This is a genomic window from Neorhizobium sp. DAR64862/K0K3 (assembly GCF_050500185.1).
In the GTDB taxonomy this organism is placed as follows: Bacteria; Pseudomonadota; Alphaproteobacteria; order Rhizobiales; family Rhizobiaceae; genus Neorhizobium; species Neorhizobium soli.
In genome coordinates this window covers 336,505-348,474 of sequence record NZ_CP191450.1, presented here as the reverse complement: position 1 = coordinate 348,474, position 11,970 = coordinate 336,505, and the positions used below count along the sequence as shown (strand labels likewise).

The 11,970-nt window shown below is 59.6% G+C and carries 10 protein-coding genes; 8 read left to right on the top strand and 2 right to left on the bottom strand.

Features of this window, described 5'->3' with window-relative positions; genetic code table 11:
- Window position 1 precedes the first annotated feature (1 nt).
- Window positions 2-232 carry a hypothetical protein gene (locus tag ACQY1L_RS18490; RefSeq protein WP_062459299.1) on the bottom strand — a complete coding sequence of 77 codons (231 nt, stop codon included), beginning with the start codon at window positions 230-232 and terminating at the stop codon, window positions 2-4.
- Between the two features lie 129 nt (window positions 233-361).
- Window positions 362-571: a cold-shock protein gene (locus ACQY1L_RS18485; RefSeq protein WP_062459297.1), complete on the bottom strand. Its 210-nt coding sequence runs from the start codon at window positions 569-571 to the stop codon at window positions 362-364.
- Between the two features lie 446 nt (window positions 572-1,017).
- On the opposite strand from ACQY1L_RS18485, the gene rsgA reads away from it, so the two are divergent.
- From rsgA to ACQY1L_RS18445, 8 genes are all read left to right on the top strand, one after another.
- Window positions 1,018-2,019: a ribosome small subunit-dependent GTPase A gene (gene rsgA / locus ACQY1L_RS18480; protein WP_430245436.1), complete on the top strand. Its 1,002-nt coding sequence runs from the start codon at window positions 1,018-1,020 to the stop codon at window positions 2,017-2,019.
- Window positions 2,020-2,572: 553 nt separating this feature from the next.
- Window positions 2,573-4,156 (top strand): peptide ABC transporter substrate-binding protein, encoded by a 1,584-nt coding sequence (locus ACQY1L_RS18475; RefSeq protein ID WP_244508866.1) that lies wholly within the window; start codon window positions 2,573-2,575, stop codon window positions 4,154-4,156.
- A gap of 57 nt (window positions 4,157-4,213) precedes the next feature.
- A complete protein-coding gene (gene oppB, locus ACQY1L_RS18470; RefSeq protein WP_062459288.1) occupies window positions 4,214-5,137 on the top strand; it encodes an oligopeptide ABC transporter permease OppB in 924 nt (307 codons plus the stop codon).
- On the top strand, window positions 5,130-6,263 hold the full coding sequence (locus ACQY1L_RS18465) for an ABC transporter permease (RefSeq protein ID WP_062459285.1): 1,134 nt from the start codon (window positions 5,130-5,132) through the stop codon (window positions 6,261-6,263). The genes oppB and ACQY1L_RS18465 overlap by 8 nt, the downstream gene beginning before the upstream one ends.
- A gap of 1 nt (window position 6,264) precedes the next feature.
- Window positions 6,265-7,866, top strand: coding sequence for an ABC transporter ATP-binding protein (locus tag ACQY1L_RS18460; protein WP_430245434.1), 1,602 nt, complete (start codon window positions 6,265-6,267; stop codon window positions 7,864-7,866).
- A 414-nt stretch (window positions 7,867-8,280) separates the two neighbouring features.
- Window positions 8,281-9,384 (top strand): branched-chain amino acid ABC transporter substrate-binding protein, encoded by a 1,104-nt coding sequence (locus ACQY1L_RS18455; RefSeq protein ID WP_092663305.1) that lies wholly within the window; start codon window positions 8,281-8,283, stop codon window positions 9,382-9,384.
- A 388-nt stretch (window positions 9,385-9,772) separates the two neighbouring features.
- Window positions 9,773-10,321, top strand: a complete 549-nt coding sequence (locus ACQY1L_RS18450) for a TRAP transporter small permease subunit (protein WP_062459277.1) — start codon at window positions 9,773-9,775, stop codon at window positions 10,319-10,321.
- A gap of 21 nt (window positions 10,322-10,342) precedes the next feature.
- Window positions 10,343-11,911 (top strand): TRAP transporter large permease, encoded by a 1,569-nt coding sequence (locus ACQY1L_RS18445; protein WP_062459274.1) that lies wholly within the window; start codon window positions 10,343-10,345, stop codon window positions 11,909-11,911.
- Window positions 11,912-11,970 lie beyond the last annotated feature (59 nt).

The window sequence follows — 11,970 nt, the reverse complement described above, 5'->3', positions numbered from 1 at the left end:
CTTAAAGGTCGGACTTGCGGGCGCGCATTGCGATCAGGCCTGCGGATGCCTTGGCGATGTCGTCGGCATCCTTCGCGAGGCGTGCCTGCCGCAGCCTTTGTGTTTTCGTCTCGCGCGCCGCAACGAGGGAGTCCATTTCCGCGACGGCGTGATTTCGGGCAAAGAACTGCGTCTGCGTGTTGCCGAAGGCAATCTCGGCCTGCTGTCTGGATTTCGAATGGGTCTGTGTCATGGATTTTCCTGTGGTTGAGCCTGCTTTGAGCGAGCCAACAAAAAAGGCCAGGCTATAAGCCCGGCCTCTCAGATAACTTGGTGTCGTCGGTGCCAGTACATCCGTGGTCAAGGACGAAACCAGGTACGATTAGGCAGCCTGAAGGTTGCAGGCCGACATCTTGCCCGACTTCGCGTCGCGCTCGAGTTCGTAGCCAAGCTTCTGGCCTTCTACGATTTCGCGCATTCCCGCGCGCTCGACGGCAGAGATGTGGACGAACGCGTCAGCGCCGCCGTTGTCAGGCTCGATGAAGCCGAAACCCTTGGTGGAATTAAACCATTTTACTGTGCCTGTGGTCATGATGAACCCTTTCAAAGCAATGTTGAGTGACCGTAGGACCGAAGCCGAACGGATGAGTGTAACGATTGATTTTGAGAGGGAAGTTCGTTCAGAGCGCGGTGCCAATCGCGCGGTAACCAAAGTTCAGCAAGCAAAAGATCGATAAACCAAAGATAGAGACGAAGGGCCGCCAAGTCAACCTTTAGTTTTGACCTGCTCTGCAGACCCGTCCCGCACGACGAGGTTCGTTAGGGCTTGTCCGCCAACTGCCCCGCGCATACAGTCTGAAGAGGATGGTTGTGTATGCCAGCGTCCAAAAGAACTTGCCTCCGTCCGCGACGCACCGACGCTCATAGACTCTTTTCGGCCAAACTTCTCGCGCAGCCAAGGGAAACCGAAGCCAACAGGCCCCGTCCAACCTTAACAGCTCCAAAGATTGCGACCTTCCTTTGATCGACCCCCTTCACATGACAGCGCTTAAACGACTTGGTTGGTCGGACTTCTTTTCGGATCAGCTCACATCCGATGGAGACGAACTCGCGCCGCGGCGCATTGCCTCCGTCCACCGGTCGCGCGTGGAGGCTATTGATGCCGGTGGTCCGGCCGCCCTCGAGCTCCCAGCCAACGCCAACACAGCCGATTTCGCGGTCGGCGATTGGATCCTCGCCGACCCGATCAGCGGCATGCTGGTTCGCCGTCTCGAACGGAAAACTCTCTTTCAACGACGTGCGGGGAACGACACGATCCCGCAACTGGTTGCTGCCAACGTCGATACCCTGTTCATCGTGACGTCCTGCAACGCCGAATTCAACCTTTCAAGGTTGGAACGGTATCTGATCCTGGCCGAACAAGCCGGGAGCAACCCGGTGATCGTCCTGACAAAGGCGGACACGACCGAAGACGCTGACGTCTTCCGGGTCCAGGCGCAGGGACTGCAGCCTGGCCTGCCCGTTATCCTCCTGAACGGACGCTCGGTAGAGGCACGCGAACTCCTGGCGCCGTGGTGCGGCGAGGGACAGACCTGCGCGCTCGTGGGATCGTCGGGCGTTGGGAAATCAACCCTGGTCAACTCGCTCGTCGGGTCTCAGTCGGACACACAGAAGACCGGCACGATCCGGGAATACGACTCGCAGGGCAGACACACCACGACGGCACGATCGCTGCACGCGCTACCGGGTGGCGGATGGGTGATCGATACACCCGGGATCCGGACGCTGTATGTAAGTGATGTTGCCGACGGTATCGATGTCTTCTTTTCCGATATCGCCGAACTGGCATCGCAGTGCCGGTTTCGCGATTGCAGCCATGTCCACGAACCCGGATGTGCCGTTCAGGCTGCAGTCGCAAGCGGCGAACTTGCAGGCGATCGTCTCGACCGGTGGCGAACCCTGGTCACCGAAAATCGGGACAGGACGCCGGTCGTCAGCGGTCCCCACGGCAACAAGATTTCCAGAAGAAAGCGCCACTAGGCGCGACCTGCCGCATGCTTGGCCGAAGCGCTTTCCTGAAGGGATGAGCCGCGAAGCGTGCAGATTCGTGACGCTTTGCCTCATCGGCTCGTTGCCCGTCGTAGCCGACGCTACACCGTCCCCGATGTTTGAGAGCCGCTGATGGGGTGCCGGATCTTCATATTGCGAGAGGCGCATATGGCAGTGAGAGGATGCCCCGCCGTGCCCTCCCTGATTGTATCGAGATGGATCGGCGGGAACCGCTTTCATTTGTGCTTCTGCAATAAAATTACTCTAGGCACCCTGATCGCGACACCATGGTATTCGCTGCTCGGTTTACCTGAACGTAAAATGTCGCTGCTTTCTCGATTCACGGTCTGGCGCGGATGCGAGGTCACGATACCCGGGCTACCGCCCCTGCAGGACCCTGCAATTATGAGGTTAGTCGAGGCGCGCGGATATACACTCCGCATTTGAGTCGAGAGCAAAAAAGCCTTGCGGTTCCGATATTTCTGGCATTCACTCGCCCAATCGGACGGAAAACCAGGAGGATAACGGTATGTCATCTCGTCTCATGCGTGCGGCTGCGGTCGCTTTGCTCGGATCAACTCTGCTGGCCGGGGCACCGGCATTTGCTGAAACGGTGCTTCATCGTGGCAATTCCGGCGAACCGCAGACGCTCGATCAGGCCCAGACCTCGATCAATATCGAAGCCTTCATCCTGAAGGATCTTTATGAAGGTCTGACGATCTACGACGCTGCGGGCAAGATTGTACCGGGTGCAGCGGAGTCGTGGAAGGTCTCCGACGACGGACTGACATACACGTTTAAGCTGCGCGAGAATGCCAAGTGGTCCGATGGCTCGCCCGTCACGGCGCAGGATTTCGAATTCTCGTTCAAGCGCGTGGAAGATCCGAAGACCGCCGCGAAATATGCGAACATCCTCTACCCGATCAAGAACGCGGAAATGGTCAACACCGGCAAGGCCGATCCGAAGGAACTCGGCATCAAGGCCGTCGATGACAAGACGTTCGAGATCACCCTCGAGCGCCCGACCCCCTTCTTCCTTGAACTTCTTGCTCACCAGACTGCCCTGCCTGTCTCCAAGGCAAGCCTTGAGAAGAACGGCGCCGATTTCGTCAAGCCAGGCACGATGGTGTCGAACGGGGCCTTCCAGCTCGTCAGCCATGTGCCGAACGACAGCCTCGTTGTCCAAAAGAACCCCAATTTCTGGGATGCCGCCAACGTCAAGCTCGACAAGGTGATCTTCTACCCTATCGACGACCAGGCCGCGTCCGTCCGCCGCTTCGAGGCGAAGGAAATGGATCTCGTCTATAACTTCTCCGCCGACCAGATCGAGCGGCTGCGCTCGGCCTACAAGGACCAGGTTCATGTGTCGCCGACGCTTGCGACCTATTATTACGTCTTCGATGGCCGCGAGGCTCCCTTCAACGACGTTCGTGTCCGCCAGGCCCTGTCCATGGCCGTCGACCGCGATTTCCTGGCCAAGAAGATCTATAGCGGATCGCAGCTTCCCGCCTATTCGCTGGTGCCGCCGGGCATGGCGAACTATGGCGAACCCGCCAAGGCCGATTTCGCAGAACTTTCCCAGCTCGACCGCGAAGACAAGGCGATCGAACTGATGAAGGAAGCCGGTTACGGTGAAGGCGGCAAGCCGCTCAATATCGAGGTCCGCTACAACACCAACCCGAACCACGAACGTGTCGCCACCGCCGTTGCCGACATGTGGAAAAACACGTTCGGTGCCAAGGTGACGATGAGCAATCTCGATGTCTCCTCGCACTACGCCTATCTCCAGGAAGGCGGCAAGTTCAACGTGGCACGTGCCGGTTGGGTTGCCGATTATGCCGATCCGGAAAACTTCCTCGCCTTGAACCTCTCGACCAACAAGACCTTCAATTACGGGCATTACGAGAGCAAGGAATTCGACGATCTGATGAAGAAGTCGTATGCGGAAACGGATCCGGCTGCGCGATCGAAGATCATGCATGAGGCGGAAACAATCCTGATGCGCGACCAGCCGATTGCTCCCTTCCTGACCCAGGCCGATCTGTGGCTTGTTTCGGACCGCATCAAGGGCTGGCAGGACAATGCTGCCAATGAACACCTGAGCCGCTTCTTGAGCGTTTCCGAATAATCGACACGGGATGGCGTCCGACAGCGTTTCGGACGCCATCCCGCAGGAGACTACTGCATGCTGTCTTTTATCCTGCGCCGCCTCGCGAGCGCCGTCCCGACGCTGTTCATCGTCGTGACGATTTCCTTCTTCCTGATGCGTTTTGCTCCGGGCGGTCCCTTTAACCTGGAACGTCCGCTGCCACCCGCAACGATGGAAAACATCATGCGGACCTACCAGCTAGACCAGCCGTTATGGCGTCAATATCTCACCTATATCGGCAATGCCGTACAGGGTGATTTCGGTCCAAGCTATATCTACAAGGACAACACCGTTGCGGAACTGATCGGAAAAGGCCTTCCCTACTCCATTGAACTCGGTTTCTACGCTCTGCTTCTGGCCCTGATTGGCGGCGTGACGCTCGGCACGATCGCGGCCCTGCGCCAGAACAGCGTGCTCGATTTTTCCATCATGACGCTCGCAACGATGGGTACGACGATCCCGAATTTCGTTGTCGGCCCGGTTTTGACGCTTATTTTTGCGATTCTTCTTGCGCTCTTGCCGGCCGGTGGCTGGGGAGATGGTTCGTTCTCGTTCCTGCTCCTGCCGATGATCGCACTGGCGCTTCCGCAGCTTGCCGTTTTCGCCAGGCTGACGCGCGGCTCCATGATCGAGGCGCTGCATGCCGACCATATCCGCACCGCGCGCGCTTATGGCCTGCCGGCGCGGATCGTCGTCATCACGCATGCCATGCGCGGCGCCATGCTGCCGGTCGTCTCCTATCTCGCACCCTGTGCCGCCGCATTGATGACCGGCTCGGCCGTCGTCGAGACCATCTTCACCATTCCGGGCGTCGGCCGTTATTTCGTGCTCGGCGCGCTGAATCGTGACTATACGCTGGTCATGGGCACCGTCGTTCTGATCGCCATCTTTGTTATCGTCTTTAATCTCCTGGTCGACCTTCTCTACGGCCTGCTCGATCCGAGGGTCCGTCATGACTGATATCGCCACCGATCCGGCTTCCACCCCGCCCCAGAGCACAAGCCGCAGTCTTTTCCAGCTTGCCGCCATCCGCTTCCGTCGCAACAAGGCGGCGATGGGCGGCTGCGTGATGCTCGTTCTGATCGCGCTCTTTTCCTATCTCGGCCCACTTTTTGTGCCGCATAGCTATGACCAGGTCTTTTCTTCCTATGTGACGGTGGCGCCAAGTCTCGAGCCGCGGCCAGACGAGGCATCGCTGGAGGGCGCCATGCAAGGCGTCGCGACTCGCGCCCGCGTCAACCTCGACGCGTTCGAGGTGACGGGCCAGATCTTTTCCGCGACCATCAGCGCCGAGGATCCGATCGACCCACGCACGACGCGTTATTTCGACCGTGCCAACGAGTTCGACGACACCAAGGTAGTGGCGACCGAAAAAGACGGGCGCGTTCTCAAGGTCGAAGGGAATGTCAGCCGGGAATACTTCCTGTTCGGCACGGATCCGAACGGCCGCGACCTGCTTGCCCGTGTCATGCTCGGCGGCCAGATCTCGATTGCCGTCGGCGTGCTGGCCAGCCTCGTCTCGCTTGGCATCGGCGTGCTCTACGGCGCGACCGCGGGTTATCTTGGCGGCCGTGTCGACAATGTCATGATGCGCTTCGTCGAGATCCTCTATTCTCTGCCATTCGTCTTTCTTGTCGTCGTCCTAGTCGTCTTCTTCGGTCGTTCCTTCATCTTGATCTTCCTGGTGATCGGCGCTGTGGAATGGCTCGACATGGCGCGCATCGTGCGAGGCCAGACGCTGGCGCTGAAGCGCCGGGAATTCGTGGGCGCTGCCCAAGCGCTCGGCCTGAGCGACTGGCAAATCATCCGCCGGCATATCATCCCGAACACGATCGGACCGGTGATCGTCTTCGTCACCGTCGTGGTTCCGAAGGTAATCCTCCTGGAAAGCTTTCTGTCTTTCCTCGGGCTCGGGGTTCAGGCGCCACTGACCAGCTGGGGGGCTCTGATTTCGGAAGGCGCCAACAATATCCAGTCGGCACCCTGGCTCCTGATCTTTCCCTCCATCTTCTTCGTGGCAACGCTGTTTTCGTTGAACTTTATCGGCGACGGCCTGCGCGACGCGCTCGACCCGAAGGATCGTTGACATGACCGATCAAAAAGACACCATTCTCTCGATCCGCGACCTGAAAGTGAATTTCACGACGCCGGATGGCACGGTCAATGCGGTCAAGGGCATCGGCTTCGATGTCCGTGCCGGCGAGACGCTCGCCGTCGTCGGCGAAAGCGGCTCCGGCAAGAGCCAGACGATGATGGGCATTATGGGCCTGCTCGCTGGAAACGGCACCGTCACTGGCTCCGCCGCCTATCGGGGCAAGGAACTGGTCGGACTGCGAAATAACGAGCTCAACAAGATCCGCGGTGCCAAGATCACGATGATCTTTCAGGAACCGATGACCTCGCTCGATCCGCTTTACACGATCGGCCGCCAGATCGCCGAACCGATCGTCTACCACCGCGGCGGCAGCCGGAAAGCGGCCCGCAGCCGCGTGCTGGAACTCTTGGAACTGGTCGGCATTCCCGATCCCGCCCGCCGCATTGACAGTTACCCGCATGAACTGTCCGGCGGCCAGCGGCAGCGCGTCATGATCGCCATGGCGCTTGCCAACGAACCCGACGTCCTGATCGCCGACGAGCCGACGACGGCGCTTGATGTGACGGTCCAGGCGCAGATATTGAAACTGCTGCGCTCGCTCCAGGAGCGTTTCGGCATGGCGATTGTGCTGATCACCCACGATCTCGGCATTGTCCGGCATTTTGCCGAACGTGTCGTCGTCATGCGGCGCGGCGAAGTGGTGGAACAGGGAGCCACATCACAGATCTTCGAGGCTCCGACTTCCGCCTATACCCGCATGCTGATCGATGCCGAACCGCAGGGTCGCAAGCAACCGCCGGCGGAAAACGCGCCGATCATTCTGGAGGGACGCGATGTCACGGTCGATTTTCCGATCGGCCGCGGACTTTTTTCGAAGGGTCCAAAGAGTTTCCGGGCCGTCGACGGCGTCACCGTCAAGCTCAGGCAGGGCCAGACGATCGGTATCGTTGGTGAGTCCGGCTCGGGGAAATCGACGCTTGGGCGCGCGCTGCTCCGGCTTCGCCACAGCGATGGTCATTACCGCTTCGACAAGACCGACATCTCCGGCTTCGACCGTCGGCAGATGCGGTCCCTGCGCAAGGAGATGCAGCTCGTCTTCCAGGATCCCTTTGGGTCTCTCTCGCCGCGTCAGACAGTCGGCGAGATCATCACCGAAGGTCTGCTCGTCCACGAGCCTTCGCTGAACAAGGCGGATCGAGACCGGCGCGCGATCGCCGCCCTGACCGAAGTCGGGCTCGATCCCCAGGCGCGCAATCGCTACCCGCACGAATTTTCCGGCGGTCAGCGCCAGCGCATCGCGATTGCCCGCGCGATGATCCTCAAGCCGCGTGTGGTTATCCTCGACGAACCGACCTCGGCACTCGACCGGTCCGTGCAGGGACAGGTGATCGACCTCTTGCGCAAGCTGCAGTCCGACCACAACCTTTCCTACGTCTTTATCAGCCACGACCTTGCCGTGGTCAGGGCCATCGCGGATCATGTGATCGTCATGAACAACGGAAAGATTGTTGAGGAAGGCGATACGGACGCGATCTTTGACGCCCCGAAGGCCGATTACACAAGGGCGCTGATCGGAGCCGCTTTCAGCATCTGAGTCGCCACTATCAGCAATATGCCCACCGTCGTCGTCTTCGAACCGCGGCGCAGTGTGGAGAAAGACACGTATCCGCCTGATCGCCGGCGGGGCGCCATGGACGGCTGCCTGAATCATGGGTTGGTTCCGTCGTGTGAGTTGCCGGCATGAAAGGGCACGGCTGCAGCCGCCCATCACGTCGCCACAAGAAGGCGTGAATTATTCAATCAAGAGGTCATGGCTTCCAGTTATCTTCTTGCGTCACCGTCCCAATATTTCTAGGAAAATTGTCGGATGCGCGGAGAAGCTCAATATGGCCACGCGCGGACGGACGCGCCCTCCCTCTTCCACCAGTCATGGCATTGCCGACGGTTTGAGCGGGTTCGGCGCACGATTAGCACGCGGGTCGGGAGGTCCGCATCCCAGGAGACTGACATGACATTGAAGACAATCACTGCGGCACTCGCTGCCACACTCGCATTCGCCCCGCTTGCCTACGCCGACATCACGGTCGGCCTCATCGCGCCGCTGACCGGCCCGGTTGCTGCGATCGGCGCGCAGATCAAGAACGGCGCGGAAACCGCGGTCGAGGAAATCAACAAGAAGGGCGGCGTCAACGGCGAGAAGCTCGTGCTCAAAATTGTCGACGATGCCGGCGAACCCAAACAGGGCGTATCTGCCGCCAATCAGCTGATCGCCGACGATATCCGTTTCGTGGTTGGGCCTGTCACATCGGGCGTCTCTATCCCCGCCTCGGTCGCGTTTGCCGAAAACGGTGCACTGATGGTTACCCCGACAGCCACTTCGCCGGAACTGACCGCGCGTGGCCTTTCCACCGTGTTTCGCACCTGCGGCCGGGACGACCAGCAGGCGGACGTTGCCGCGAAATTCGTGGTCGAGAAATTCAAGGACAAGAAGATCGCCATCCTCAACGACAAGGGGCAGTATGGCAAGGGTCTCGCCGATGCCTTCAAGGCATCGCTGAATGCGGCCGGCATCACGGAAGTCTTCAACGACGCGCTGACGGCGGGCGACAAGGATTTTAGCGCGCTGGTGACACGCCTGAAGTCGGAAGGCACCGAAGTCCTCTATTTCGGCGGCTATCACCCGGAAGCAGGCCTTCTGGTGCGCCAGATGAAGGATGCCGGCATGAACGTGCAGCTGATCGCGGGTGACGGCCTTTCCAACAGCGAGTTCATCACCACGGGCGGCGACGCAGCCAACGGCACGATCTTCACCAACGCTGCCGACGCGCTGAAGAATGCCGACAGCAAGGCCGCGGCCGATGCGCTCATTGCAAAAAAGATCCCCGCCGAAGCCTTTACCCTCAACGCCTATGCAGCCGTCGAGGTCATCGCCGCCGGCATCGCCAAGGCTGGCAGCACCGACGACGCTGAGGCAGTTGCTGCCGCGCTCAAGGATGGCACCGGTATCAAGACTGCCATTGGCGAACTGACCTACGGTGAAACCGGCGATCTCAGCTCGCAGAGCTTTTCCGTCTACAAGTGGGAAGGCGGAAAGACGGTTGTGGCCGAATAAGGCCGCTCCGGTTCTGTATTGCGACGGGCGCCCTAGGCGCCCGTTTGCTTGCCGTCGGTGCACTATCCGTCAATTGTCGCCAGAAGCGACGGCGGATGCAACCAGGTCTCTTTTCTCAAAGCCACTGATTTGACGACAAAAATAGCTCGTCATGCGCGTCACGCGTCCATGCTGCATGCGAACAGAATACGCGTCGAAATCGAGAATCAGCGGGGACGTTTCCGCTCCCTGCGTCACTGTCTGTTCCAGCCCATAGCAACGTGTATCGAAGCCTTTTCCCAGACCGCGAGATTGGCCGCTTGTCATAATGCTCTTGTCGCGTGTGATTTGCGGCGATAGTAGTGCATGGGACAGCTGCCTTCGGGCAGCTTGCCTGGGAGGGTTTGTAATGTCTGGTCTACTCGCCGTGTCGCGCGCTATCGACGCGATGAACACGCTTTTCGGTAAAGCCGTTTCATGGCTTTTGTTGGCAGCAGTGCTGATCAGCGCCATCAACGCAGTGACCCGAAAAGTCTTCAATCTGAGCTCAAATGCCTGGCTCGAGGCGCAATGGTACCTTTTCTCCGCAGCCTTCCTGTTGGCGGCGGCCTGGACATTGCTGAGCAGCGAGCACGTCAAGGTTGATCTGGTCTATGGCCAGCTCCCCAGACGGGCGCAGCTTTGGATCGAGGTGTTCGGGACAATCTTCTTCCTGATGCCGTTCTGCCTCGTCACCATCTACCTGTCCTGGCCGATCGTCATCGCCAAATATGTGAGCGGAGAGGTCTCCAACAATACCGGTGGGCTGGTGCTGTGGCCAGTCTGGGCCATGATCCCGATTGGTTTCGGCCTGCTGGCACTCCAGGGACTGTCGGAACTGATTAAACGGCTAGCGATCCTCAGCGGTGCGATGCCCGACGCCGTCGCTCTCGCCGACGCCGAAGCGCAAGCGCTCTAATTCGTAGCAGGATACGCTCATATGTTTGCATTCTTTGCGGAAAATCTCGCGCCGATCATGTTTCTATCACTGATCGTCGTGTTGCTGCTTGGTTATCCGGTTGCCTTCGCACTCGCCTTTGTCGGCTTTGTCTTCGGTTTCATCGGCATCGAAATGGGCCTTTTGCCCATCAACCTGTTCGGAGCGATCCCTGACCGCATCTTCGGGCAGATGTCGAACGAGACGCTGCTCGCCATTCCTTTCTTCACCTTCATGGGGCTGATTCTCGAACGAAGCGGAATGGCCGAGGATCTGCTCGATACGATCGGCCAGCTGTTCGGCCCGATCCGCGGCGGGCTCGCCTTCGCGGTCATCTTCGTGGGCGCCATCCTTGCAGCCACCACAGGCGTCGTTGCGGCCTCCGTCATCTCGATGGGCCTGATCTCGCTGCCGATCATGCTGCGATATGGTTACGACCGACGGGTCGCGGCCGGCACGATCGCAGCGTCGGGAACGCTTGCCCAGATTATTCCGCCCAGCCTCGTGCTGATCATTCTGGCCGACCAGCTCGGCCGGTCGGTCGGCGACATGTACAAGGGCGCACTCGTGCCCGGTCTCATGCTGGTTGCTGCCTATACCGGCTACATCATCCTGATGTCCTTCCTGCGTCCGGCAAGCGTGCCGGCTCTTCCTATCGAGGCGCGATCGCTTCGTGGCTGGAAGCTTGTGGCCAAGGTCATCACCTCGCTCGTGCCGCCGCTCGTGCTGATCTTCCTCGTTCTCGGCACAATCTTTATCGGCCTTGCGACGCCGACCGAAGGCGGCGCGATGGGCGCAGTCGGTGCTCTGCTTCTTGCAGCCTTCAATCGCAAGCTTACGCTGGCGATGGTCAAGTCGGCCCTTTACGCGACGGCGAAACTGTCCTCCTTCGTGATCTTCATCTTGCTCGGCGCGCGCGTGTTTTCGCTGACCTTCTACGGTGTCGACGGTCACGTCTGGGTAGAGCACCTGATGACGTCGATCCCGGGCGGCGAGATCGGCTTCCTGATCGTTGCCAATCTGCTCGTATTCTTCCTGGCCTTCTTTCTCGATTATTTCGAGCTGGCCTTCATCATCATCCCGCTGCTGGCACCGGTTGCCGATGCGCTCGGCATCGACCTGATCTGGTTCGGCGTGATGCTGGCGATCAACATGCAGACGTCGTTCATGCATCCGCCGTTCGGGTTCTCGCTGTTTTACCTGCGCTCCGTCGCTCCGACACGGGCCTACAAGGATCGCATCACCGGTGCGACAATCCAGCCGGTCACATCCGGCCAGATCTACATGGGCTCCCTGCCCTACCTGGCAATCCAGCTCGTCATGGTCGTCGTCGTCATCGTCTTTCCGGGTCTCGTGACCCACTACAAATCAGGATCTGCCGTCGTCGATCCATCGACGATTGAGCTCAACGTACCGATGCCGGGTGCCGATGGCGCTAACCCGTTTGGAACACCGACCCAGCCTTTCGGCGCACCGGAGCAGTCTTCCGGCGATCCCGCCGCCCCGGCCGTTGATATCCCTGCACCAGATTTCGGTTCCCCGACGCCAAGCTTCGGCGCACCGAAAAACTAGACACACGCTTTGATCGCACAGCGTGCGTTCGATACTGCCGAACCTGAGGAGGAGGAAAC